The sequence below is a fragment of the Acidovorax sp. 93 genome (assembly GCF_003633835.1).
Classification (GTDB): domain Bacteria; phylum Pseudomonadota; class Gammaproteobacteria; order Burkholderiales; family Burkholderiaceae_C; genus Acidovorax; species Acidovorax facilis.
Map to the genome: position 1 here is coordinate 1775520 of NZ_RBIT01000001.1, position 23102 is coordinate 1798621.

Below are 23102 nucleotides of genomic sequence, written 5' to 3' on the forward strand. Positions count from 1 at the left end.
GAGGCGTTTTCGCGCGCCTTTCGGGCACGGCTAAAAACTCTCAGCCTCTGAGGTGCGGCGAGCGGGGGGCGCACCTCCCTCAAAAACCGCAAAACTCATAGCAACAAAACCATACAGATAAAGCGCTAGCGGTCATTTTCGATTGAACCGGTCTTGCTAACTCACCGTGGCCGCTGCGCCTTGGTCTTCCTGCGGGTCTCGTAGCGCCGCATCAGCGGCGTTACCGACACCCCGTGCAGCAGCACCGACGCCACCACCACCGCCAGCGTGATCGCCAGCAGGCGCTGCGCAATCACCGGATGCAGGTCGTGTGTGATGGCGTACATGAGGTAGTAGATGGAGCCAATGCCCCGGATGCCAAACCATGCGATCAGGCGGCGCTGCGAGCGCTCTACCTTGGCGCCCACCAGCCCTGCATACACCGCCAGCGGGCGGATCACCAGCAGCAGCACGGGCACAAACCACAACACCTCGGTGCCAAAGTCCACCACCGAAAGCAGCGCACCCACCACCAGCACCACGGTCACTTCGGCCAGGCGCTCCAGCTGGGCGTTGAAGCGCTCGACCGACTCCATCATGTGGCCCGGCGCCTGAGCGGCCACGGGGGCTTCACCATCGTTGTTGTCGCCTTGAACAGGTGATGCCACGGACGCCGCTGGTTCCGCCGCCGCACGCCGCAGCGCCAACCCGGCAGCAAACACCGCCAGAAAGCCGTAGGTATGGCACAACAAGGCCATGCCATAAGCCAGCGCGATGAGCCCCAGCACCATGAACTCGTCCGGGCCCAGCGCCTCGCGGTGGCGGATGCGCAGGTACAAAATGGCCCGGCCCACAACCACGCCCAGCAGGTAGCCAATCAACAGGCCACCCACAACGGCCCAGAGCACGTCCACCGCCCACCAGCGCCAGCCACTCTCGCCCAGGTCGTGCAGCGACATCAGGCCCAGGCCCAGCATCACCAGCGGAAACGCCGCCCCATCGTTCAGCCCGCCCTCGCCGGTCAGGCCAAAACGCAAGCGGTCGCGGTCTTGCGGGTCGGACACCTGCACGTCGGACGCAAGCACCGGATCGGTGGGCGCCAGGATGGCCCCCAGCAGCACGGCAGCGCCCAGCGGCAGGTGCAGCAGCCACACGCCCACGGCGGTGATGGCGCCCACGGTGATCAGCATCGACACGGTGGCCAGCTGCACCGGAATGCGCCAGCGCCGGTCGCGCAGGGGCAGATCCAGCTTCAGGCCCACGGTAAACAGCGAGATGAGCACGGCAATCTCGGTCAGCCGCTCCAGCAGCGGGGCATCACCCACCGGGTCCAATACCAGCAGGCCCAGCCCCCAGGGCCCAATGCCGACGCCCACGGCCAGGTACAGGATGGCCGAGCTGAGTGGCACACGCGCGATGAAGGAGCTGGTCAGCGTCATCACCACCAGCAGCAGGCCGACCAGCACAAAGCCCAGGGCGGGAAGCAGCTCAGCGGTCATGGATACGGACTGGAGGGGGAAAAGGTTGCACGCGCATCCGGCCACTGTGCACGCCACCCGCGCCCACCGCTGCGGGGGTGCGGCCCCCCGGGCTGTCAGCGGATGTCGCCAATCGGTGGAGCGCCTTTCGGCGTTACCTGGCGGTGCATCTGTGCACAATTCCGTGACTTTGGTGAAAGCCCATGAACGTCTCCACCCTCCTCAAGATCGCCATGGCCCTGCTCGTGGCGTTTTTTGCGGTCGAGAAGCTGAGGGTGCACTACGCCGACCAGCGGCTGCAAAACCACGGGCTGGCCGCTGTCTCTCAGCCAATGGCCGACAGCCCCGCGCAGGAGGCCACCAGCCAGGCGGCTTTCGAGTTCCGGGGCTACCAGGTCAAGCCACTGGCCACGTTTGCCGTGCGCGCACGGGTGTTGTCGCGCGAAGACTATTACGTGGGCAAGGAGGCCGAGCTGTCCCCGATGGACCTGGCCCTGGGCTGGAAGCGCATGGCCGACCCTGCGGTGTACGAAGCCTTGAACATCACCCAGGGCGGCCGCTGGTACCGCTACACCTGGCGCGACCAACCGCCCATCCCGCTGCAGGAGATCATCGAGTCGTCAGCCAACATGCACATGATTGCAGCCACGCCCGTGGTGGAGCGGGCGCTCAAAAAGGCCCGTGCGGGGGCCTACATCCGCATCACCGGCAGGCTGGTGGAGGTGACACACCCCAGCGGCTGGCGCTGGACGAGTTCGCTCACCCGGTCGGATTCCGGGGCCAATTCCTGCGAGCTGGTGTTTGTAGAGTCGGTGCAGGTGGAGAACTGACCCGCCACCGGGCCCTGGTTGCTCCTCGCACTCCCAATTTGATAGCTGCTTGCGCTTTCCCATCAAGCGCCAGGCCCTGTTTTTACTCAATATCTTACATCTCTACAGGGCAACCCGGGGGCTGGCGCGCCCAAAGTCTGGATACCCTTAGAACCTGTTCAAAATCTTTTCGGGGATCGCATTGGAGTGCAATCGGGATGAGTGGATGCTTCGGATGCACCGCATGGGCTCATGCCCATGCAAGCAGCCGGGGCGTCCAATCGCCCGATTTCACTCCAACCCTTCGGGCAAGCGCCTTGCCGGGCGGTCTGCGGCGTTGCAGCGCTTGTGGATAGCCGGGCTATCCACTGCGCACCGCGCCTTGCATCCCATCCCTGCAAGGACCTTGTGCGACCCCGAAAAGATCTTGAACAGGTTCTAAGAAGGACAAGCCCCCCGCCCGAACCACCGCCCGAAAGGATGCCCATGGCCAAGATCCTGGAAGTGAAATACGAAAACCAGGCCGACGCCCACATTTGCGAGGTGGCGCATGAAAGCCAGGCCGACCTGTGCTGGCACGAGGTGCACTACGCCACCCAGGCCAGCGGCGATGCGATCTGGTTCTTTGTGGCCTATGCCAACCAGGCCAGCTTCAAGGTCTACCGCGTCAAGCACGCCAGCCAGGCGGACCTGAAAATCTTCAGGGTCAGCACCCCGGAGCAGGCTGGCTGGCGAACCAAGGACCATCTGCTAATCGGCAAGCTGGGCAAATAGGTCCGGCCCCAAGAGCGCTGCGCCGTGTGAACCGCACCAGGCCCACCGCCCGACTCATCCCCCCACGCACTTTTGCACCTGTTCACCCAGGCCCGTGGCGCCCAGGCGCATCACATCACCGGGCTTGAGGAACCAGGGGTCGGGCTTTTGCCCCAGCCCCACACCGGCGGGCGTGCCGGTCAGCACCACGTCGCCGGGCTCCAGCGTCATGAACTGGCTGATGTACGACACCACGGTGGGCACGCCAAAGATGAAGTTGCGGGTGCTGCCGTTTTGCACGCGCTGGCCGTTGACCTCCAGCCACAGGTCGATGGCGTGCGGGTCGGGGACCTCGTCAACCGTGGCCAGCCACGGGCCGATCGGGGCAAAGGTGTCGTAGCTCTTGCCCTTGTCCCACTGGCCGCCGCGCTCCATCTGCCAGGCGCGTTCAGACACATCGTTGGCCAGCACATAGCCCGCCAAATGCTGCAGCGCATCGGCCTCGGCCACCTGGCGCGCACGGGTGCCGATGACGATGCCCAGCTCGACCTCCCAGTCGGTCTTGACGGCGCCGGGCGGAATGCGCACATCGTCGTTGGGGCCGCTGAGCGCCGTCACGGCTTTCATGAACAACACAGGCTCGGCGGGCGGCTGCAGGCCCGCCTCGCGCGCGTGGTCGGCATAGTTGAGCCCCACGCACACGATCTTGCCCACCCCAGCCACCGGGCTGCCCAGGCGCGGTGTGCCATAGACGGGCGGCAGGCGGCTTGCGTCGATGGCGGCCAGGGCAGAAAGCGTGCGCGGGTTGAGCTGGGCAGGGCCCATGTCGGGCAGCAGCATGGACAGGTCGCGCAGCGTGCCGGTGGCGTCGATCAGTCCGGGGCGTTCTGCGCCGGGCTGGCCGTAACGGATGAGTTTCATGGCGGGAAATCCTGGTGGGGTCGGCGAAAGGTGGCAGTCGCAGCAAGGAGCCGCGCTGCGCCGACACGCAGCATAGCGGCACGCAACCCCCAGCGTGTACGCCAATCACCGGCCCTGCCTTGCCGCAAGACGAGGGCCGCATCCCCTGCGCAGCCCGTGTGGCGCGCGTAACATGGTGCGGGGTGCACCGCAGCGCCAGCCGCGCACCCAAAATACTCCTGATTTAATAGCTTCCAACGCTTTCCAGATAAGCGCTAGCAGCCATTTTTACTCAATTTTCCATGGCCACTGCCACCGATCTACCCTCCCCGCCCCCGGAATCCCCATCTCGGCCCCAACCCCGCAACCCGTCCGATCTGTTCTGGTCTTTCACCTGGCTGGCCCTGCAAGGGTTTGGCGGCGTGCTGGCCGTGGTGCAGCGCGAGCTGGTGGAGAAAAAGCGCTGGATGACGAACGAGGAGTTTGTCGAGGACTGGGCCGTGGCGCAGATCATGCCGGGCCCCAACGTGGTCAACCTCAGCATCATGATTGGCGACCGCTACTTCGGCCTGCGCGGCGCGTTGGCGGCGCTGGCGGGCATGCTGACCTTTCCGCTGATCCTGGTGCTGGCCCTGGCCGTGGTCTATGCGCAGTTTGCCAGCCACCCGGCTGTGGCCGGTGCGCTGCGCGGCATGGGCGCCGTGGCGGCAGGGCTGATTGCGGGGGTGGGCATCAAGCTGTTTGTGTCGATCAAAAACCACCCCTTGGGCCGCCCGCTGTGTGTGGCGTTTGCAGGGCTGACCATCGTGGCCATGGCGTGGCTGCGCTGGCCGCTGTTCTGGATTTTGCCGGTGATCGGTGGCGCGGCCTGCGTGCTGACGTGGAGAAAGCTCGCGCCATGAATGCAGCCACCACCCTCACCGCATCCTTGACAGCCCTGAGCGCGGGCGACTGGTTCAACCTGTTCCTGTACTACCTGTCGCTGTCACTGCTGGCCGTGGGCGGCGCCATTGCCACCGCGCCCGACATGCACCGCTACCTGGTGGAGCGCAACGCCTGGCTTACCGACCCGCAGTTCAACGCATCCATCGCCATTGCTCAGGCGGCACCCGGCCCCAACGTGCTGTTCATCGCCCTGCTGGGCTGGAATGTGGGCATCAACGCAGGCGGCCCAGGCCTTGCAGGCTGGCTGCTTGGCGCCCTGGGCATGGCGGTGTGCATGCTGGGCGTGATGCTGCCCAGCAGCCTGCTGACCTGGACGGCCACCCGCTGGGGCCACCGCAACCGCGAGCGGCGCGGCGTGCGCGCCTTCAAGCAAGGCATGGCGCCGGTGGTCATTGGCCTGCTGCTGGCCACCTCGTGGGTGCTGACACGCGCACACGGCAACTTCGACACCGCGTGGCCCCTGTGGCTGCTCAGCGCCGTGACCGTGGTGCTGGTGTGGCGCACCAGGCTGCACCTGCTGTGGATGCTGGGAGCAGGCGCGGCATTGGGGGCACAGGGCTGGGTTTAAAGATTTCCTGCACAACTCCCTGCGGTCGGTGATAGCGCGGTCTCGGGCGGTCCGCTTCGTTGCTTTTCGTGCCAATAGCTGGGCCATTGGCTGCAAAAAGGCGCCTTGCGGCCCATCCCGCCCCCCACTACCACTGTCTCGCAAGGGTTATGCAGCGCACCCTTAACGCTTCAGCGCCGCCAGTTGTCCGATCGGTACACCTTGTAGTGCGGCCTTCAAGTCCGGCATCGGCACATGGCCATTGGCGTCCAACAGCACGCCGTTGGGCAGCAGCATGGCAAAGCTCGACTGGCTGCCATCCTTGCGGTATTCCTCTTTGTAGGAGACGCCGTCCTTCTGGTACACGCGCTCGGCCTCATCGGCCGTTTCGCGGTCCACCGTGCCGCGCGGCCACGCGGCCATGGCCAGCATGGGCATGGCGCCAATGTCGAGCACGCGCAGCTCGATCATCCGATCCCCTTCGGAAAACTGCGCGGTGACGCTGCTGAACTGCATGCCTGCCATGCCCTCGGTGCGCGCGTCCGCCGATGTGCGCGGCATGCCGGCCAGCGTGGCGGGCATCAGGGCCTTCAAGGTTTCCACCGCAATCGGCGCCCCGCCCTGCCCGCCCAAGGCGGCGCCCAGCGCCTCGCCCATGGCCTTGCCAGCCTCTTGCGTGTCGCCGCGCGCCTGGGCCTGCTCCATGCGGCGCGCGGCGGCCTCGACCTTGGCGGTATCGATCTTGATCTGCGTGCCCGGCACGCTGATGCTCACGTTGCCGCCCTCCGAACCGGTCAAGCCGCCCAGCCCCACCCCTGCGCGCGGCATGAACGGCGCGGACGCCCCGCCCACCACCAGCCCCAGCACCACGGCGCATGCCACCAGCGCCGCCGTGTAGCCCATGACCTTTTCATGCGGTACCTTCATCAGCACGGGCGCGCCCTGGTACATCAGACAGATGCTGTACAGCGCCGCCACCAGCCCCAACATCGCCAGCGAAGGCAGCAGGCTGAACACCCCGCCCACCATGCCCGCCGTGGCGCCATAGGCCAGCAGCTTGAAGGCCGACGGCACGTGCGCCTGGCCCTGAAACTTGGGTGCGAGCGCGCTAGCCACCAGGGCCATGCCGTACATCAGCGCCAGCGTGAGCGCATAGCCCACCACCATGCCCACCAACCCTTGCACGATGGGCACGCGCACCGTGATGCCGAACGCGCCCACACCCACCAGGCTCTGGCCGATGAAGCCCGCCACGGCTGGAATCGCGGCCAGGTAGATCAAATGGCTTTTGTAGACGCGGGCGATGCTGTCGTCCTCGCCCGCAATCGTGGGCCAGGTTTCGCGGGGGCGCAGCAAGATGGCCTGTGCGCGCTCCAGCACACCACGGGCGGCGGTGTTGTCGGCAAGTGTGGTCATGAGTTTTCCAAAAAATATAGGTCAAATCGGGCTCTAGCGCTTTCTGAACAAGCGCAAGCAGCTATCAAATCAGGAGTTGCCGTTAGTTCTTCTTCAGCACCTCGACAACGTCTCCATGCCAGGCCCCCTCTGCCGCTCCGCCAGCGTCGCAATAGTCCCAAAAGCCCTGAAAATTGGTGCCTTCACGATTGAAGACGAGCGTCGCCCTGCCCCAGTAGTGCGTGCCATTTCTTGATGCGGCACAGCGTTGGCCTGCCGACTTGGCGAACCAATGGCCCTCGAAATTGAAGCTGCCGCCCCCGGAGTCCGGGGTGAGCGCGCCTTCGATCGTGCCCGCGTCGGAACCGTCGGCGGCCGTGCCCGCGTAGCGCCCGGTCAAGCGGTTCTTGTCCGCGCTCTCCACCGTCAAGCGGCCAAAGCTCGTGTCATAGACGCGGCCCACCATTCCCGACAGCTTGTCGGGCTGCTGCGGTGGGGGGCTGGAAGCCACCTTCTGCAATGCCTGGTTCAGTTCATTGGCATCGCGGGCGTCCACGTAGCGCCCGCCGGTGCTGCTCGCCAGGCATTGCAATTGCGCCTTGGCCTTGGGGTTCTTGTCGATGTCGAAGCCCACGACGTGGGCGGTGAAATCCACGCCCAGCTTCTCCAGTTCCTTGCCCAGGGCGCAGGGGTCGGCGTGGCAGGTTTCCTCGCCATCACTCACCAGGATGACCGTGGCTTTGCGTTCGCTGAACTTCAGGTGCTCTGCTGCCATCCGCACCGAGGCGGAAATCGGCGTCATGCCCTTGGGCTGCAAGGCGTTCACCGCCTGCTGAAAACCGGCTTTGTCGACCGTGCCCGGGGCCTTGAGCATCTGAATGTCTGCGCAGTCGCCCTTGCTGCGGTGGCCATAGGCCATCAACCCCAGTTGCTGGCTGGCGGGCCAGGTGGCGAGCATGCTGCCCACGGCCTCGCGGGCGATCTCGATCTTGGCGCGGCCCGCGATCTGGCCCCACATGGAGCCGGATGCGTCGAGCACCAGCATGGATTGGCCGGGGCCTTGCGGCACGGTTTGCGCGTGGGCGGGGGCGTTGGCGGCACAGGCCAGCAGTGCGGTGGCGACAAGTCGGTGGGTGACAGGCATGAAATCCTCTTCAAAAAGAAAGCGTGACCGCGGCTACTGCCGCGCAAAGGTGAACGGCGTGCTGACGATGCAGGCCGAAGGCACGGAGACGCGCACCACGCTTTCGCCCTCCATGTGCGTGGCACTGCGCACGCGCACAACCCAAACCATTTCCATCGGCTTGCCCTGGCTTGCGGCCAGCGTGCCGCGCCAGTGGTTGGGCGCGATGCGCTGCCACGCCACCTGCGGGCTGCGGATGATTTGCGAGGCGTTGAATGGGCGCGCAAAGGTGACGGGGCCGGACTGCGGCGCGGGCATTTGCCCGGCAAGGGCTGCAGTCAGGCCCGGCAAGCACTTGCCGCTGGTGTGCGGGCTGCCGTTGGCAAAGCGCCATGGGCCGTCCTGCGGCTGGATTTCGCCGCCGGGCGTGGGTAGGGGTTTTCGCAGGTCAATCTCCTTGGGGCCAGGCTGGTTGATCTCGACCTCGATGCCGGGCGACTTGGCCGCTGGCTTGCCTGCGGGCCGGGGAGCGGCAGGCGCTTTTGCGGGCGGTGGCGGGTCGTTTTGCACTTGCCCACGGCGCATGACCTCGGCTGCGGCAAAGGCTTCTTCAGGCAAGGGGATGAGCACCCGGGCCTCGTTCTGCGTCATGCCGCCCGCGCATTCGCCTGCGGCTGCGCAGCGCCATACAGGGTCGGGAAAGTCGCGGCTGGCGTCGATGAAGGCACGCTGAGCCTCGGCCTGGCCGTCGATGCCCAGCGCGATGCGCGCCTCTTCGGACTGCAGCATGCCGCTGCAATGCACGCCTGCCGCACAGGCCAGGTGATCCAGCGATTGCGCGCTGGCGGCGGCGGCGCACAGGGCGAACATGCCAATAAGGGCAGATTGGGCGCGCATTGCCATCACCGCTTGGCCGCGGGCTTGGTGGGGGTTGCCAGGGGCTTGAGCGTGCCGCAGTCGGCCGACAGGCGGCGCGCCTCGGTGCTCATGTCCATGCGGCCATGCTGCTTGCTGGTGAGCACGGCCTTGGTGCTGAAGTGGCTGGCACTGTGCAGCGTGGTGGTGAAGTCGCCCTGGCTGGGCGGCTCCTTGCAGGTAAGGCGGCCCGTCCAGGTGCTGCCGCTGCGCTTGACCTGGGTGTAGGTGCAGTCGCCCTCGGTGTGGCCTTCGCGGATGGGGTCCTGCTTCGCGTTCTCGGGGCTGATGCACAGGCGCAGAGCGCCGTCCGCGCCCATGCCGATGCCGTGGCCGGCCATCTGCTGCTCCATCATCTTGCGCGCCTCGGGCGGCAGGTTTTTCATCTGCTCGCGCATCTGCGCCATCTGGGCAGCCATGTCCGGCTGGCCGGGCACGCGCACGTCGTGCTTGAACTCCCACAGGCCGGGGGCGATGTCCTGGGCCTGGGCTGCTGCGGCGAAGCAGGCGGCGGTGGCGATGGCAAGGGTTGCGGTCTTCATGGCAGGCTCTCTCTTTCGGTAGTGGTGTTCATTGACTGTCGCGCTCGATACGCACGCGCCATCGGATGTCGCCGCGCGCGCTGGTCAGCGTGCCCTCTGCCGCCTGGCCCGTCGCGGGGTGGCGCGCAAAGCGCAGGGTGAAGGGGTCGTCGGTGTCGGCGCTCACCGCCAGCGGCGCGGCGAGGCCACCGCCCTTCAGCTCGCGGGCGTGGGCCGATTCGCCCGCCGCGCCCGCCCATTCGCAGGGTTCGCCCGCCGGGTCTTCGCACATGGCGCGCCCTGCCACCCATTGCAACTGCAGCACGCGGCTGCCCTGCTGCTGGATGATGTGCAGCCGCGCCAGCTCGGCCCCGGCGCGGGTTCGGATGCGTGGGTCGTCGCGTGTCACACGCCAGTTGCCCTGCCAGGGGCCGGGCGGGGTTTCCTGCGCGCGCTCGGCGGCAGACTGGCCGTGCTCCGCCAGCGCGGCCAGGGGCAGGCAGGCGGCGACTAGCAGCAGGCGGGTGCGGTGCACTAGCATGGCTTTGCTTTCACGAAGGCGGCGGGATGGCATCCTGGTCAGCAGGTGACGGTTGCGCTGCCGCTGTCGATGACAAAGGTGGCGTTGGGGTGATCCGCCTTCGTGGCCGCGTTGATGATGGTGCATTCGCTGCCGGACAGGGCTGCACCGTCCTTTACGACGAGCCGGACGGTGTTGCCGGTGATGTGGTAGTCCTTGAACTTGCCAGACATCACAGAGGTGACGGAATAGGCTGCGGCATCCAGGGGCGTGTTGCCCTTCAGCTTGACTTTCTTCTTGCCGGTGACTTTTTCGGCGGCCTGTTGGGCCGTCTGGGTGGGCTCTGCGGTCTTGTCGCCGCAGCCAGCCAGAGCCATCATGACAAGCAGTGCCGCACCGCTGGTGGTGAGGGTGTTGTAAGAGGTCACACTTTTCTCCTGGTGGGTGGATGGGACGTGAAGAGCGGCGCAAGCTGGTTTCGTGCTTTTCCTTTCACGCATGGGGCGGGATGGTGCCCACGCAAAACGCGCGCGGCCATATGCCATTCGGCCCATGCAGAGGGCCTGGGCTGCACGCTATCCTCTGCAACGTGAAAAACTTCACGAAAAATGGAGACCCCGCCTTGGACCCGCTCAACGGCTTTGCCCTTCTGCTAGTGGACGACCACCCCCTGTTCCGCGACGGGCTGGCCGCCGCGCTGCGCCACCAGGCGCCGGGGCTGCGCGTGCAGGCCGTGGGCTCGCCCGCCGAGGCCATCGACCTGCTGGCGGGCCATGGCGAGGGGGAGAGCGAAGGGTTCGATCTGGTGCTGCTGGACTACCGCCTGCCCGGCATGGACGGCCTGCGCTGCGCCGCGCTGCTGATGGCGCAGCACCCCGGCATGGGTGTGGGCCTGATGTCTGGCGTGGACGACCCAACGCTGGCACGCCGCACGCAGGACGCTGGGCTGGTGGCCTACCTGCCCAAAACGCTGGAAGTGCCCGCCCTGCTGGCGCAACTGCGCCAATTGGCCGAGGGCGAGCCCTCGTTCGCCGTCGCCGCGCAGCCACCTGATGCGGAGCAGCCCACCGGCCCCTACGGCCTGACGGCGCGGCAGATCGATGTGCTGCACATGCTGGCCTCGGGCGGCAGCAACAAGGAGATCGCCCGCGCCATGGGCATATCGCCCGGCACGGTGAAGAACCACCTGAACGCCATCTTCACCAAGATGGGCGCTGCCAATCGGGTGCAGGCAGTGATGATGGCGCAGGCGGTGGTACGTGAAGCGACCTGAAGAAGACAGGGCCGCCGCACCACCGGATCGCGTCTTTGCCGACAGCATCGGCTCGCTGTCGCGGGCGCTGCGCGGCTCGGTGGTATCGAACATCGTGGCCGCATCGCTGCTGGCCCTGGCCATGCACGGCTGGTATCCAACGCAGGTGCTCGCCGCATGGCTGGCAGGGCTGGTACTGGTGCATCTGTGGAGGCCTCTTTGGCGGGCCGCCGTGCGCCAGCCGCAGCCTACCCCCTTGAGCCCTGCGCGCAGGGCGCGCCGGGTCGAAGTCGATGCCTTCATCCTTGCTGCGTACTGGGGCGCATCGTCCGTGCTCTTCTTCCATGCCAACAGCAGCCTGGTGCCGTTTTACTGGGCGCTGGTGCTGGGCGGTACGGCAGCGGGCAGCATCGGCGCACATGCACACCACCCCAGGGTCATGTGGATTTTTCTGCCCACACTGATCACGCCGTTTGCAGTGCGGGCGCTGCTAGAGGCCGATGGCAGCACGCGCTTTCTTGGTGCGGGCATGCTGTTGCTGCTGGCTTACCTGCTGTACTACGGCAGGCAGCATGCGCGCACGCTACAACGCATGATTGCGCTGCGCCATGAAAACAGCGCCTTGGTGGACGAACTGCAAAGCCAAGCCCTGGCGCTGCGCGAGGCCAACGCCGCCAAGTCCCGCTTCTTCGCCGCAGCCAGCCACGATTTGCGCCAGCCGCTGCAAGCCATGAACCTCTACATGAGCGTGCTGCAAGGTGGCCAAGAGGGGCGCAGCGATCCGGCCACCCTAGCGCGGCTGGACGAATGCCTGTCCGCTCTCGATCGGCTGCTGGGAGTGGTGCTCGACCTCACGCGCCTGGACAGCGGCCAGGTCACGCCCCAGCCCCGCCCCTTTGCCGTGCAGCCCTTGCTGGAGCGCCTGGCAGGCACCTACGAGGCCGCCGCCCGCCACAAGGGGCTGCAGATGCGCGTGCACCCAACGTCCGCCTGGGCCGTCAGCGATCCGGCGCTGCTCGAACGGGTGCTCGCCAACCTGCTGACCAACGCCATCCGCTACACCGAACGCGGCGGCGTGCTGATGGGCGTGCGCCGCTCCGAGCAAAGCTTGTGCCTGTTCGTGGCCGACACCGGCATCGGCATTGCCGCCGAGGCGCACGAATCCATCTTTGAAGAGTTCGTGCAGCTGAACAACCCCGCCCGCGACCCCGACAAGGGCCACGGCCTGGGCCTGCCCACGGTGCGGCGCATTGCAGACTTGCTGGGGCACCCGGTGGAGCTGCGTTCGCAACCTGGGCGCGGCTCGGTCTTTGCCCTGCGCCTGCCGCCAGCCTCGCGTGGTAGCGAAAGCACCACGCCAGAGCCTCCGGCTGCCGCCACCGCGCCGCTGCAAGGCCGCGTGCTGGTCGTGGAAGACAACGCCCTGGTGCGCGATGCGCTGGTGCAACTGCTGACCGGCTGGGGCCTCACCGTGCAGGCCGCCAGCGACGGCGATGCAGCCTGCGCCGCACTCACGCAGGCCAGTGATGCGTTTGACGTGGTGCTGAGCGACTGGCGCCTGCCCGGCACGCGCGACGGCCTGGCCGTACTGCGCGAGGCCCGCGCGTGCCAGCACGGGCTGAAGCTGGCAGCCATCCTGACGGGCGAGGACGTGCAGCTGCTGCGCTCGGCGGGCAAGGAGTTTCCCGTGCTACGCAAGCCCTTGCGCCCCTTGCGCCTGCGCACACTGCTGGCGCGGTATCTGCGCGAAAGCAAGCTGCCCTGAGCGAAGACATGGGCTGGAAAATTTCAGCCTTTTTGGCCTCTAGCGCTTTCTGCATAAGCGCAAGCAGCTATCAATTTTGCGTATTTTCAGCTCAACCGACGCCCGTTCTCCGCATACACCGCCAAGTAGATGGCGTCGGAGCCAATGTAGGGCGCCTTGTTGCCAAAGCCTACGTTGAAGTCGCCAAACGACAGCGCGCGGATGCTGGCCAGGCCCGCGCGCAGGCGGTCGCGTGTGAGGTCCTTGCCCGCATTTTTGAGGCCCTCGATCATGATCTGGCCGTTGAGCCAGCCTTCAAGCGCGCTGCCGCTGTTGATGAAGGCGGGGTTGGCGCCGGTGGCCTTCATGGTGCTCTGGAACTTGCGCACCACCACCGATTTTTGTGAATTCGCGTCCGGAAACACCTGCACCAGCGCCAGTCCCCGTGTGGAGGCGGCGAGCTTGGGCAGTTCGGACGAGATCACCGTGACCGACAGGCCCGCCAGCGGCACGCCCTGCGCCTTGGCACGGAAGGCATGCACAAACGCGGTGTTGGCCGTGCCCGTGGTGGCCAGCAGCACGGCGCCCGGGCGCTCAGCGGCCACCTTGTCGGCCAGCTCGGCTCCGTTCTTGCCATCGACGGCCAGCGCAAATTCACCGGCGCGTTCGACTTTGATGTCGTCCAGCGCCTTGGCCATGTCCTTGAGCACCTCTTTACCAAACGGGTTGTCCAGGTACACCACGGCAATGCGTTTGAGGCCCATGTCCACTACCTGCTTGACCAGGCGTTGGGTTTCTTCACGGTATGTAGGGCGCAAAAAGAAAACATGGCGGGCTTCAGCGCTGCGCAGTGAGGTGGCGCCCGTCACAGGCCCCACAGTGGGGATGCCTTTGGATTCGATCAGCGGGAGGATGGCCGCAGTGTTGGCCGTGCCAAGGGGAGAGATCAGCGCAAAGATCGACTGTGAATCCACCATCTCGGTCACGTTCTTCAGCGTGCGAGCGGCCACATAGCCGTCGTCCTTGGGTTCCATACGGATCTCGCGGCCAAACACACCGCCAGCGGCATTCACCTCCGCAAACGCGGCCTTCATGCCGGCCACCTGCTCGATGCCCGCCTGGCCCAAGGGGCCGGTCAAGGCGATGGAGCAACCCAGGTTGATGGTGCGACCGGTCAGTGCTTCTTCGGCGGCCTGGGCCGTGTGGGCCCATGCAGGCAGGCCAGTGGCAGCAACGGCCTGGGTGGCGCGCAAAAGAAAGTGTCTACGGCTCATGTTGATACGCCCGAAATAGTGCAAAGGTGGGCGAGGCTACAGGCAGGAGCCGATTTAACGTGTCGGCTTTGCGACAGCCCGGCCGCCCCGTTGCACCTTGGCCACCGACGAGATCGCCCACGGGTTCTGGCGTGGTATTGCTAGCCCGCGCCAAACAGCTGCGGCAAAACTTCGGCGGCCGTGCCGTGCAGTACGCCATGCGCGGTGCCATCCAGCTCGCTCGGTGCGGGATTGACCACCACCACCCGCGCACCCGCAGCGCGCGCCTGGTGCGCAAGACCGGCCGCCGGGTACACCGCCCCGGCCGTGCCGACGACCAACATCAGATCGCATGTGTGGGCCGCATGTTGTGCGGCCTCCAGGGTGGCAAAAGGCAGGGCTTCGCCAAACCAGACCACACCGGGCCGCAGCAGGTTGCCGCAGCGGTCGCAGTACGGGGGATGGCCCGCCACGGCGTGATCGATGTGGCAGCAGTTGCGCGGCGCATCCAGCCAGCGGTTTTCAAAGATGTCCCCATGCAGGCACAACACGCCGACGCTGCCCGCGCGCTGGTGCAGACCGTCCACGTTCTGGGTGATGAGCGTGAGCCGATCCGGGTATTGCTGCGCAAACACTGCCAGCGCCTGATGCCCCGCGTTGGGCGCCACGCCGGTGAGCAAGTCACGCCGGTACTGGTACCAGTCCCACACGCGCTGCGGGAGGGCACGAAACCCGGCTTCCGTGGCCATGTCCTCAGGCCGGAACTGCGCCCAATAACCGGTCTGGGCATCGCGGAAGGTGGGCACACCGGATTCGGCGCTGATGCCTGCACCGGTCAGCACGGCGATGTGGCGCGTCTGCTGCACCCATGCTTTTACGGCGTCGAGCGAAGCACCCTCCATCACCTACAGGGCTGCATCAAGACCGCTGGCGCAGCGCCTCGTACAGGCACACGCCGCTGGCGACCGATACGTTCAGGCTCTCCACAGCGCCCTTCATCGGGATGCTGACCAGCTCGTCGCAGGTCTTGCGCGTGAGCTGGCGCATACCGTCGCCTTCGGCGCCCAGCACCAGGGCCACGGGGCCTTTCAGGTCGACCTGGTAGATGGTCTTGGGCGCGTCGTCGCTGGTACCGATGCACCAGATGTTGCGCTCCTTGAGCTCATTCAAGGTGCGCGCGAGGTTGGTCACCATGAAGTACGGCATGGTTTCGGCTGCGCCGCTGGCCACCTTGGCCACGGTGGCGTTGATGCCCACGGCGTGGTCCTTGGGGGCGATGACGGCATGCGCGCCCGCTCCATCGGCCACTCGCAGGCAGGCGCCCAGGTTGTGCGGGTCGGTCACGCCGTCCAGCACGAGCAGCAGGGGCTGCTCAATGCCGGCGGCTTCCAGGTCTTCCAGCAGTTCATCCAACGAGGTGGCAACCTTCACGGGCTCTACCCGCGCAGCCACCCCCTGGTGGCCATGGCTGCCAGCCAGCTTGGCGATGCGCACGCTGTCGGCTTCGATCAGGCGGGCACCGGCCTCGCGGGCGCGGTCGAGAAACTGGCGCATACGGGCATCGCGCCGCGTGGCCTCGTAGTAAATCTCGATGATGGATTTCGGCGCGGTCTTCAGACGCACGCCCACGGCGTGAAAGCCGAAGAGAACTTTGGGGCTGGACATGGGGGGATTATCTGCTGGCGCAGGGCACCGGCTTTGGAAAACTATCAATTTGATAGCTGCTAGCGCTTTATGAATAAGCGCTAGAGGCCAAAAAAACTCAAAAACCTGGTTTCCGCCTCCCTCTCAGCGCGGCAAATAGCGCTTACACGACCCGCCCGGCTTCGATGGTGATACGCCGCTCGCACTGCTCGGCGATGGCGCGGTCATGGGTGACCAACACCAGCGTGGTGCCCTGCTCGCGGTTCAGGTCGAACATGAGCTTCATGATGGTTTCGCCGGTGGCAAAGTCGAGGCTGCCCGTAGGCTCATCGGCCAGCAGCACGGCAGGTTGCACCACAAACGCCCGCGCCAGCGCCACGCGCTGCTGTTCGCCACCCGAGAGCACCTTGGGGTAGTGAGAGAGGCGCTGGCCCAGCCCCACGCGGGCCAGCATGTCGGCGGCGACCTTGCGGGCATTTTTGCGAACGTCAGGGCGGTTGGCCAGCTCCAGCGGCAGCATCACGTTCTCCAGCGCGGTGAGGTTGCCCATGAGCTGAAAGCTCTGGAACACAAAACCCACCTTCTGGGCCCGCAGCGCAGCGCGCTCATCCTCGTCGATGGCAAAGAGGTCGTGGCCATCGAGCCGCACCGTGCCACGGCTGGGGGTGTCCAGCCCCGCGATGATGGACAGCAAGGTGCTCTTGCCTGAGCCCGACGCGCCCACGATGGCGGCGGTTTCCCTGGCGGCCAGGCGGAAATCGATATCCCGCAGAATGTCGAGGGTTCCGGTGGAATCCGTGACCGATTTGAAGACATGCTCCACGGCAATGATGGGTGTGGCAGCAGCTGTCTTGGGCAATGGAGAGGATTCGGACATGAAAGGCTCTTTACTTTGATTCGATATCAGCAACGGCGCCACTTTATCCTGCGCGCCTCTATCGGGCTTCTGGTGGGGCTTTCGGCGCCCTGCGCCATGGCCCAGGCAACGTCCAAGACAGCGGCCGCGCCGATTCGCCAGCCCGTGATCCTGGTGCTGGGAGACTCTCTGAGCGCCGAATATGGCCTGGCACGCGGCACGGGTTGGGTGGCCTTGCTCGAAAAACAGCTGACCCAGGAAAAGCTGGCCGCTACGGTGGTCAACGCCAGCGTGAGTGGGGAGACTACTGCGGGCGGCCGTTCGCGCCTGGCGGCGCTGCTGGCGCAGCACAAGCCCAGCCATGTGGTGATTGAACTGGGCGGCAACGATGCCCTGCGGGGATTGCCGCTCAAGAACACGGAAGAGAATCTGACGGTTATGACGCAGGTGGCGCAAAAGGCCGGAGCCAAGGTGCTGCTGGTGGGCATGCAGGTGCCACCCAACTATGGCACCGACTACGCCAACAAGTTCGCGGGCCTGTTCACCACAGTGGCCAAGGCCCAGAAGGTGGCCGTGGTGCCCTTCTTCCTGAAGGGGGTGGCCGACGGGCCCGATCCGACCCGCCTGTTCCAGCCTGACCGCATCCACCCTCGCGCCGAGGCGCATCCGCAGATGCTGGCCAATGTGTGGCCGGAACTGAAAAAACTCTTGCGCTGAGGGCTCAGGCGCCGGGAGCGCCTGTGGGCTGGTCCGGGGCCGCAGCATCGCCGCTGGGCTGGCCGTCAGCGGGCCGGTCGTCGCCTTGCGGATCGTCCGGCCTGCGCTGTGTTTTGGACCTCAGCTTCTCTTCCTTTTTTTTCTTTTTGGCGAGTTCGCGCTGGCGTTTTTCGTATCCGTAGTTGGGTGTTGCCAAGGTAATTGCTTCCTGAAGTTGAGACTCACTGTAACAGCATGGGTTTTTCAAGCCCCCGCTGGGGGGCGTTGGAGCGGTATGACCGATGCGCGGTACGCATGCCAGCTTGCAAAGCCCAGAACCGGCCCGGCCACCAGCAGCCCGATGCCCCAGAACCAGAGGGAAAACACCACGATGGTGGTGATAAGTGCGCCCCAGAGCAGCATGACCAGGGGATTCTCCAGCACCACGCGCATGCTGGTGATACCGGCCGTAAGCGCATCGGTGTCTCGGTCCAGAATCATGGGAATGGACACCACGGAGGTGGAGAACACCAGCGCTGCAAATACGCCGCCCACCACGAGGTACACCGCCACAAAGCTCCAGTTCTGCGGGCTGAAGACCGCCTGCAGCACGCCCGTGGTGGACGGCATGCCGGTGTTGAAGAACACGGCAAACACCACCAACGATGCACGCCCCCACAGCAGCTCCAGCACTACAAGCACCAGCACCAGCATGCCCATGCTGCCCATGTGGCTGTCCCAGCAGGTGAGCGATTCGCTCAGCTCGGGCTTGAGCCCCGCCTCGCGCCGACGGCTGGTGTCGTACAGTCCCATCGCCAAGAAGGGGCCTACCAGCAGGCAGCCACTCGCCAGGGACATGGTGTATTCAGGCCGGGTGCGGAACACCCAGCCCAGCACCAGCGCCATGCACCAGAAGCAAACGCCATAAAACAGGGCAATGCCGGGAGCCGCGCGCACATCCTGCAAGCCCTTGGCCAGCCAACGGAACGGGTCCGCCAACCCCAGGCGCTGCAGGCTCACGGGCTGGGCCACCGAGGTGTCTGGCGCCGGTTGCTGGGCCGGATCGGCAGACGCAGGGAGGGGGTTGGAGGAATCCGATGGGGTGGCGGTCATTCGGGCAGTTCGTGGAAGTGGCAGCGGGACACCCGCGAACACTCACACTAAGCCAGCCCTCGGCGGTGCGCCACTGAGGAAACTACCACCCCGCGCAAAAAAGCAGGTCTCAGCCTGCCGGGAAGGCGTGCTCCAGGGCCTGCTGCAGATCGCGCCGCAGGTCTTCCACCGCCTCCAGCCCGATCGAAAACCGCACCAGCGTGCCCGGCTTCAAGTGCGCGGGCGGGCGGCTGCGCATGCTCGCGATGTTGTAGGGCACCACCAGGCTCATGGGGCCGCCCCAGCTGTAGCCCAGCTTGAACAGCCGCAGGCCGTCGCAGAACGCATCCACCTGCTTCTGGGTGTAGCGGGCATCAATCATCACGCTGAACAGGCCCGCTGCCAGCCCCGCCCCGCCCTGCCCGGCGCCACACAGTGCCTTCCAATGTGTGTGGCCGGGCGCGCCTTCCAGCGCGGGGTGCAGCACCTGCACGATGGCGGGCTGCTGCTGCAGCCACCGCGCCAGAGTGCGGGCCGCTTCGTCATGGGCGCGGTAGCGCAGGCCGATGCTGGGCAGTGCGCGCAGCACAGCCTCTGCGTCGTTGGCCCCCACCCCCAAGCCCAGCCGCATGTGGGTGAGCTTGATCTTCATGTGCAGGCCCGGGTCCCGCGTCATGACGCTGCCCATCAGCACATCACCACCGCCACTGGGGTACTTGGTGAGCGCGTGGGCCGAAATATCCACGCCCAGGCTGCCGTCGCCGGTCAGGTCAAACGGAGCAAACGCGAGACCCGCGCCCCAGGTGTTGTCCAGCGCGGTGGTCACGCTGTGTGCGCGGCAGATGCGCACCTGCTCGCACAGGTCCGGAAACTCCATGCTGACCGAGCCCGGAGCCTCCAGCCACACCAGCCGGGTTGCAGGGGTGATGCGGGCGGCCAGATCGGCTGGGTCGAGCGGATCGTAAAACCCATGGGTGATGCCAAAACGCGCCAGTTCACCATTGGCAAGGTCTTTGCCAGGGCCGTATGCGTTGTCCGGGATCAGCACTTCGTCGCCGGGCTGAAGCAGGGCCAAGGCTACGTTGGCAATGGCAGCCAAGCCGCTGGGCACCAGCACGCACTGCAGGCCACCCTCCAGCGCACACAGGCGCTCTTCCAGGATGAAGGTGGTGGGCGTGCCGTGCAGCCCATAGGTGTAGCCGCTTTTGTCCTTCCATTCGCGCGAGCGCATGGCCGCGACGTTGGGAAAGATGACGGTGGAGGCCTTGTACACCCCCGGCTGGGGCGCTACGAAACCAGCAGGAGGAACGTAGTCATGGTGGACGATGCGGGTGGCGAGGTCGGTGTCGTGCTCTTTCATGCCGACCATGGTAGCGCGCCGCCAGGGCGTGAACCCGGGCGGCGCGTGGTGTGAAGCGCTGGTAGCGGCGCCGGGGCTGATGCCAGCCCGCGCGCTTAGCTCGCGCTGACCACCAGCTGATTGTTCACAGAACTAACGCCATTCACGGCCTTGGCAATGCCTTCGGCGCGCTCACGGGCCACGGCGGAGGGTGCGGGGCCTTTCAGCGTCACACGGCCATTGGCTGTATCGACATCAATCTTCACTGCGCTCAGGTCGGGGTCCTTGGCAAGGCTGGCGCTGATCTGTGCGGTGATTTCTGCGTCACTCAGAAAAACCATGCCCTTGTTGGCGGCATCCTTGGCCGAAGATTCTGCATTTGCAGCACCCTGCTCGACCTTCGTCTGAGCGTTCTCCATGGCGCTTTCGGCCTTGGCGCGGGCTTCGGCAGCGGCCTGCTCGGTCTTTTCGACAGCGGAATCCAGGCGCTGGCCCACAGTCGGCTCTTCCTTCTTGCCGCAGGCAGACAGACCCAAGGCCAGGGCGCTCACGGCCAGGATGGTTGCAATACGGTGTGCAGGACGCTGGGAAATCTTCAGATTGTTCATGCGGAAACTCCTTGCGGTTGAAACATGGCGAGACTGTAAACGCAGGCAGCTGCGCACTAGGTCGGATGCAGCCTAGGCACCTGTAGGACGATGCCGCAAATTGCGCAAACGTGGCCCGATGCCGAGGCGCGACAATGTACCCATGGCTTTTTCCGCTGCGTCACTCACCCGTTGGTTCCCCTTTTTGTCCTGGCCCCGGCCAGACCGCACCCTGATCAAAGGCGAGTTCTGGGCGGGCATGACGGTGGGCCTGATGCTGGTGCCGCAGGGGGTCGCCTACGCAGCGCTGGCGGGCATGCCGCTGGTGACGGGTATCTATGCCTCGCTGATTCCTGCACTGGTGGCGGTGTTGTTCAGCGCATCGACGCGGCTCGGCGTGGGGCCGACAGCGCTTACCAGCCTGCTGATCGGCGCGTCACTCACAGGCCTGGCCGAGCCGGGCAGCGCGCAATGGGTGGCCATGGCAGCGTGGATCGCTTTGCTGTCGGGCCTGCTGCAGCTGGTCATGGGGATGGCGCGGTTTGGCTGGCTGCTCAATCTTGTGACGTCCCCCGTATTGAGCGGGTTTACCCAGGCAGCGGCGCTACTGATTTTGGGCTCGCAGCTGGCCGCACTCACCGGGTTGCGGTCAGACTGGGGTGCCCTGCTGTCAACGCCTTCGACCGGGCTGTTTGACCTCACGGCGGCGGCGTTTGGCCTGGGCAGTCTGGCGCTGCTGATACTGGCCCGCCGCTGGCGGCCGAATTTTCCTGCAGCCATTGTGGTGGTGGGCGCGGCCGGCGCCCTGAGCTGGGCCCTGCACTATGCCGACGCTGGCGGAGCCGTGGTGGGCGCGTTGCCCTCGGGCCTGCCGGCCCCGTACTGGCCCGGTGCGCTGCCATGGTCCAGCTTTTCTGCGCTGGTGATGCCGGTGCTGGTCGTCACGCTGGTGAGTTTTCTGGAGACGGCGTCCAGCGCCAAGGTAGAAAGCCAGCGGTCCGGTGAGCGCTGGAATGAGAACCAGGACCTCATCGGCCAGGGCCTGGCCAAAATCAGCAGCGGACTGTTTGGCAGCTTTGCGACCAGTGCCTCGTTCTCGCGCTCGGCCATCAACCTCTATGCGGGCGCCAAAAGCGGCTGGGCCACGCTGTTCGCCATTGCCCTGGTACTCGTGGTGCTGCTGTGGCTCACGCCGGCGCTTTACCACGTGCCGCAGTCGGTACTGGCTGCCGTGGTGGTAACCGCCGTGACCAGCCTCATCAAGCCCGGCATGCTGCTGCGCCTGTGGCGGGTGTCAAGGGTAGAGGCCGTGATCGGCGGCATCACCTTCGCACTGACGCTGGCCACGGCCCCGCGCATGTATTGGGGCGTGCTGGTGGGTTTGCTGATGAACCTGAGCCACTTTCTGTACCAGCGGCTGCACCCCCGCATCATTGAAGTGGGCCTTCACCCGGATGGCAGCCTGCGCGACCGGCACCTGTGGCACCTGCCCGCTCTGGCTCCCCGGCTGCTGGCGCTGCGCATGGATGCCGAGCTGGACTTTGCCTCGGCCAGCGCCCTGGAGCGGCGCGTTACCGAGCACCTGGCTACCCACCCCGATGTGGTGCACCTGTGCCTGATGGCCCAGCCCATCAACCGGATCGACGTGACGGGCGTAGAAACCTTCGCGCAGCTGTTGGCCCTGCTGCAATCACGGGGGGGCACATTGCACCTCAGCGGCCTCAAGCTTCCCGTAGAGCAGGTTCTGCGCCAGGCCGGTTTGCTGGAGCCCGGAACGGGCCTCGCGATGTACCGCACCGACGCCGAAGCACTGGTGGCGCTGCAGCAGCTTCCGCAGCCGGTGGAACGGGTGTGATGCAGGAGCCTTCCACCCCCCCTTTTCCCAGTACCGCTGCGGGTTTCACCTAGACCTGGGGCGGAGGCCCTTCCCGCTGGCGCACTGGTACACTGCACAAACTCTTTTTGCTCCATTTGTGTCTGACTCTGCGGCCTCTCATCTGGTAGATCTGCGCGACCTTCGCCTGGATACTGCCCACGCGCTGGTGGCTCAGGCTGGCGGCAGCGAAGCAGCGTTGCACCGCGAGGTGCCCTCGCGCTACCTGCAGGGCCTGATCGACGGACTGTGTGAACTCTCCCTCAAAGACCCGCTCACCGGTCTGGCCAACCGTCGGCACTTCCGCGCCGTGCTGGAGCGCGAAATCGACCGCGTCACCCGCTCGGGAGAGGCAGCATTGCTGCTGATGCTCGACATTGACCATTTCAAGAAAGTCAACGACACGCATGGCCATCTGGCTGGCGACATCGTGCTGCAGTCGGTGGCGCGCACGCTCAGTGCCTGCGTGCGCCCCATGGACACGCTGGCGCGCTACGGTGGCGAGGAGTTCGCCGTGGTGCTCCCCGCATGCCAGGCCGGCTTTGGCAGCGTGGTGGCCGAACGTATCCGGCGTGCCGTTGCCAACACGCCCATCAAGGTCTCGGGCTCGGTGGAGCTCCATGTCACGGTGAGCATTGGCGGCGCCTTTGCCCTGCAGTGGATCCGCTCCACCACCTTGCTGTGGACCGACCGTGCCGACCACCAGCTCTATCAGGCCAAGGCGGCAGGCCGCAACCGCGTCAGCATTGAGGAGCAACCCGACAGCACTGTCAGTGCCGAAGAGAAAAGCCTGTTGTTTGGCCCGCTCTACACCCCCTCGGGTTGGGGCGACCTGCCTCCGGTGGACCCCAACCCAACAGGCAGCGCCTACTGAAAGTTAG

The 23102-nt window shown here is 65.9% G+C and carries 25 protein-coding genes; 9 read left to right on the forward strand and 16 right to left on the reverse strand.

All coding sequences use genetic code 11. The features are described 5' to 3' along the window. Positions 1–161: 161 nt before the first annotated feature. Positions 162–1478 carry a sodium:proton antiporter gene (locus tag C8C93_RS08050; RefSeq protein ID WP_121506506.1) on the reverse strand — a complete coding sequence of 439 codons (1317 nt, stop codon included), beginning with the start codon at positions 1476–1478 and terminating at the stop codon, positions 162–164. Between the two features lie 182 nt (positions 1479–1660). Here C8C93_RS08050 and C8C93_RS08055 point away from each other — a divergent pair, with 182 nt between their 5' ends. Together C8C93_RS08055 and C8C93_RS08065 are read left to right on the forward strand one after the other, a co-directional pair. Further along, positions 1661–2287, forward strand: coding sequence for a hypothetical protein (locus tag C8C93_RS08055; RefSeq protein WP_121506507.1), 627 nt, complete (start codon positions 1661–1663; stop codon positions 2285–2287). 465 nt (positions 2288–2752) lie between these two features. Then, positions 2753–3040: a DUF6150 family protein gene (locus tag C8C93_RS08065; RefSeq protein WP_055401176.1), complete on the forward strand. Its 288-nt coding sequence runs from the start codon at positions 2753–2755 to the stop codon at positions 3038–3040. 54 nt (positions 3041–3094) lie between these two features. Here the strand turns inward: C8C93_RS08065 and C8C93_RS08070 are convergent, their stop codons facing one another. Next, entirely contained in the window at positions 3095–3940 is an 846-nt protein-coding gene (locus C8C93_RS08070; RefSeq protein ID WP_121506508.1) for a fumarylacetoacetate hydrolase family protein, read from the reverse strand. 281 nt (positions 3941–4221) lie between these two features. Between C8C93_RS08070 and C8C93_RS08075 the strand changes: the two genes are divergently transcribed. Both C8C93_RS08075 and C8C93_RS08080 read left to right on the forward strand, forming a co-directional pair. After that, positions 4222–4821 (forward strand): chromate transporter, encoded by a 600-nt coding sequence (locus C8C93_RS08075; RefSeq protein ID WP_121506509.1) that lies wholly within the window; start codon positions 4222–4224, stop codon positions 4819–4821. Next, the gene (locus C8C93_RS08080) at positions 4818–5432 is read left to right on the forward strand and encodes a chromate transporter (protein WP_121506510.1); all 615 of its coding nucleotides are present in this window, start codon (positions 4818–4820) and stop codon (positions 5430–5432) included. Before C8C93_RS08075 ends, C8C93_RS08080 begins: the two co-directional genes overlap by 4 nt. A gap of 162 nt (positions 5433–5594) precedes the next feature. Here C8C93_RS08080 and C8C93_RS08085 read toward each other — a convergent pair whose 3' ends face one another. The 6 genes from C8C93_RS08085 to C8C93_RS08110 form a co-directional block, all read right to left on the reverse strand. Then, the gene (locus C8C93_RS08085) at positions 5595–6827 is read right to left on the reverse strand and encodes a Yip1 family protein (RefSeq protein ID WP_121506511.1); all 1233 of its coding nucleotides are present in this window, start codon (positions 6825–6827) and stop codon (positions 5595–5597) included. An 82-nt stretch (positions 6828–6909) separates the two neighbouring features. Beyond that, on the reverse strand, positions 6910–7950 hold the full coding sequence (locus tag C8C93_RS08090) for a VWA domain-containing protein (RefSeq protein WP_121506512.1): 1041 nt from the start codon (positions 7948–7950) through the stop codon (positions 6910–6912). 33 nt (positions 7951–7983) lie between these two features. Next, positions 7984–8826 carry a hypothetical protein gene (locus tag C8C93_RS08095; protein WP_147433742.1) on the reverse strand — a complete coding sequence of 281 codons (843 nt, stop codon included), beginning with the start codon at positions 8824–8826 and terminating at the stop codon, positions 7984–7986. 5 nt (positions 8827–8831) lie between these two features. Continuing rightward, positions 8832–9386: a DUF3617 domain-containing protein gene (locus C8C93_RS08100; protein ID WP_121506514.1), complete on the reverse strand. Its 555-nt coding sequence runs from the start codon at positions 9384–9386 to the stop codon at positions 8832–8834. Between the two features lie 28 nt (positions 9387–9414). Next, positions 9415–9906, reverse strand: coding sequence for a hypothetical protein (locus C8C93_RS08105; protein WP_121506515.1), 492 nt, complete (start codon positions 9904–9906; stop codon positions 9415–9417). A gap of 38 nt (positions 9907–9944) precedes the next feature. Continuing rightward, positions 9945–10313, reverse strand: a complete 369-nt coding sequence (locus tag C8C93_RS08110; protein WP_121506516.1) for a hypothetical protein — start codon at positions 10311–10313, stop codon at positions 9945–9947. Between the two features lie 194 nt (positions 10314–10507). Here C8C93_RS08110 and C8C93_RS08115 point away from each other — a divergent pair, with 194 nt between their 5' ends. Together C8C93_RS08115 and C8C93_RS08120 are read left to right on the forward strand one after the other, a co-directional pair. Continuing rightward, complete coding sequence (locus tag C8C93_RS08115) at positions 10508–11158, forward strand: response regulator transcription factor (RefSeq protein ID WP_158603255.1); 651 nt, start codon at positions 10508–10510, stop codon at positions 11156–11158. Further along, positions 11145–12902 (forward strand): hybrid sensor histidine kinase/response regulator, encoded by a 1758-nt coding sequence (locus C8C93_RS08120; RefSeq protein ID WP_121420007.1) that lies wholly within the window; start codon positions 11145–11147, stop codon positions 12900–12902. Before C8C93_RS08115 ends, C8C93_RS08120 begins: the two co-directional genes overlap by 14 nt. Positions 12903–12988: 86 nt before the next feature. On the opposite strand, the gene C8C93_RS08125 is transcribed toward C8C93_RS08120, so the two are convergent. The 4 genes from C8C93_RS08125 to C8C93_RS08140 form a co-directional block, all read right to left on the reverse strand. Continuing rightward, positions 12989–14155, reverse strand: a complete 1167-nt coding sequence (locus tag C8C93_RS08125) for an ABC transporter substrate-binding protein (protein ID WP_121506518.1) — start codon at positions 14153–14155, stop codon at positions 12989–12991. Between the two features lie 140 nt (positions 14156–14295). Beyond that, positions 14296–15036: an NAD-dependent deacylase gene (locus C8C93_RS08130; protein ID WP_121506519.1), complete on the reverse strand. Its 741-nt coding sequence runs from the start codon at positions 15034–15036 to the stop codon at positions 14296–14298. Positions 15037–15052: 16 nt separating this feature from the next. Continuing rightward, positions 15053–15799, reverse strand: coding sequence for a 23S rRNA (guanosine(2251)-2'-O)-methyltransferase RlmB (gene rlmB, locus C8C93_RS08135; protein WP_055398120.1), 747 nt, complete (start codon positions 15797–15799; stop codon positions 15053–15055). 142 nt (positions 15800–15941) lie between these two features. Then, the gene (locus C8C93_RS08140; RefSeq protein ID WP_121506520.1) at positions 15942–16655 is read right to left on the reverse strand and encodes an ABC transporter ATP-binding protein; all 714 of its coding nucleotides are present in this window, start codon (positions 16653–16655) and stop codon (positions 15942–15944) included. Positions 16656–16670: 15 nt separating this feature from the next. Between C8C93_RS08140 and C8C93_RS08145 the strand changes: the two genes are divergently transcribed. Further along, positions 16671–17351 (forward strand): arylesterase, encoded by a 681-nt coding sequence (locus tag C8C93_RS08145; protein ID WP_121506521.1) that lies wholly within the window; start codon positions 16671–16673, stop codon positions 17349–17351. A 4-nt stretch (positions 17352–17355) separates the two neighbouring features. On the opposite strand, the gene C8C93_RS08150 is transcribed toward C8C93_RS08145, so the two are convergent. The 4 genes from C8C93_RS08150 to C8C93_RS08165 all read right to left on the reverse strand — a co-directional run bounded on the left by C8C93_RS08150 (position 17356) and on the right by C8C93_RS08165 (position 20369). Continuing rightward, positions 17356–17547: a hypothetical protein gene (locus tag C8C93_RS08150; protein ID WP_121506522.1), complete on the reverse strand. Its 192-nt coding sequence runs from the start codon at positions 17545–17547 to the stop codon at positions 17356–17358. Between the two features lie 47 nt (positions 17548–17594). Continuing rightward, positions 17595–18443, reverse strand: a complete 849-nt coding sequence (locus C8C93_RS08155) for a DUF2189 domain-containing protein (RefSeq protein ID WP_233559267.1) — start codon at positions 18441–18443, stop codon at positions 17595–17597. 109 nt (positions 18444–18552) lie between these two features. After that, positions 18553–19791 carry a PLP-dependent transferase gene (locus C8C93_RS08160; protein WP_121506523.1) on the reverse strand — a complete coding sequence of 413 codons (1239 nt, stop codon included), beginning with the start codon at positions 19789–19791 and terminating at the stop codon, positions 18553–18555. A gap of 86 nt (positions 19792–19877) precedes the next feature. Next, entirely contained in the window at positions 19878–20369 is a 492-nt protein-coding gene (locus C8C93_RS08165; protein WP_055398114.1) for a BON domain-containing protein, read from the reverse strand. 142 nt (positions 20370–20511) lie between these two features. Between C8C93_RS08165 and C8C93_RS08170 the strand changes: the two genes are divergently transcribed. Together C8C93_RS08170 and C8C93_RS08175 are read left to right on the forward strand one after the other, a co-directional pair. Beyond that, positions 20512–22203: a SulP family inorganic anion transporter gene (locus C8C93_RS08170; RefSeq protein ID WP_121506524.1), complete on the forward strand. Its 1692-nt coding sequence runs from the start codon at positions 20512–20514 to the stop codon at positions 22201–22203. 118 nt (positions 22204–22321) lie between these two features. Next, on the forward strand, positions 22322–23095 hold the full coding sequence (locus C8C93_RS08175; protein ID WP_055398112.1) for a GGDEF domain-containing protein: 774 nt from the start codon (positions 22322–22324) through the stop codon (positions 23093–23095). Positions 23096–23102 lie beyond the last annotated feature (7 nt).

Bases quoted from the DNA above. Each gene is read 5' to 3' on its own strand.
- C8C93_RS08050 (WP_121506506.1), bottom strand. From the start codon at position 1,478: ATGACCGCTGAGCTGCTTCCCGCCCTGGGCTTTGTGCTGGTCGGCCTG.
- C8C93_RS08055 (WP_121506507.1), top strand. From the start codon at position 1,661: ATGAACGTCTCCACCCTCCTCAAGATCGCCATGGCCCTGCTCGTGGCG.
- C8C93_RS08065 (WP_055401176.1), top strand. From the start codon at position 2,753: ATGGCCAAGATCCTGGAAGTGAAATACGAAAACCAGGCCGACGCCCAC.
- C8C93_RS08070 (WP_121506508.1), bottom strand. From the start codon at position 3,940: ATGAAACTCATCCGTTACGGCCAGCCCGGCGCAGAACGCCCCGGACTG.
- C8C93_RS08075 (WP_121506509.1), top strand. From the start codon at position 4,222: ATGGCCACTGCCACCGATCTACCCTCCCCGCCCCCGGAATCCCCATCT.
- C8C93_RS08080 (WP_121506510.1), top strand. From the start codon at position 4,818: ATGAATGCAGCCACCACCCTCACCGCATCCTTGACAGCCCTGAGCGCG.
- C8C93_RS08085 (WP_121506511.1), bottom strand. From the start codon at position 6,827: ATGACCACACTTGCCGACAACACCGCCGCCCGTGGTGTGCTGGAGCGC.
- C8C93_RS08090 (WP_121506512.1), bottom strand. From the start codon at position 7,950: ATGCCTGTCACCCACCGACTTGTCGCCACCGCACTGCTGGCCTGTGCC.
- C8C93_RS08095 (WP_147433742.1), bottom strand. From the start codon at position 8,826: ATGCGCGCCCAATCTGCCCTTATTGGCATGTTCGCCCTGTGCGCCGCC.
- C8C93_RS08100 (WP_121506514.1), bottom strand. From the start codon at position 9,386: ATGAAGACCGCAACCCTTGCCATCGCCACCGCCGCCTGCTTCGCCGCA.
- C8C93_RS08105 (WP_121506515.1), bottom strand. From the start codon at position 9,906: ATGCTAGTGCACCGCACCCGCCTGCTGCTAGTCGCCGCCTGCCTGCCC.
- C8C93_RS08125 (WP_121506518.1), bottom strand. From the start codon at position 14,155: ATGAGCCGTAGACACTTTCTTTTGCGCGCCACCCAGGCCGTTGCTGCC.
- C8C93_RS08130 (WP_121506519.1), bottom strand. From the start codon at position 15,036: ATGGAGGGTGCTTCGCTCGACGCCGTAAAAGCATGGGTGCAGCAGACG.
- rlmB (WP_055398120.1), bottom strand. From the start codon at position 15,799: ATGTCCAGCCCCAAAGTTCTCTTCGGCTTTCACGCCGTGGGCGTGCGT.
- C8C93_RS08140 (WP_121506520.1), bottom strand. From the start codon at position 16,655: ATGTCCGAATCCTCTCCATTGCCCAAGACAGCTGCTGCCACACCCATC.
- C8C93_RS08155 (WP_233559267.1), bottom strand. From the start codon at position 18,443: ATGACCGCCACCCCATCGGATTCCTCCAACCCCCTCCCTGCGTCTGCC.
- C8C93_RS08160 (WP_121506523.1), bottom strand. From the start codon at position 19,791: ATGGTCGGCATGAAAGAGCACGACACCGACCTCGCCACCCGCATCGTC.
- C8C93_RS08165 (WP_055398114.1), bottom strand. From the start codon at position 20,369: ATGAACAATCTGAAGATTTCCCAGCGTCCTGCACACCGTATTGCAACC.
- C8C93_RS08170 (WP_121506524.1), top strand. From the start codon at position 20,512: ATGGCTTTTTCCGCTGCGTCACTCACCCGTTGGTTCCCCTTTTTGTCC.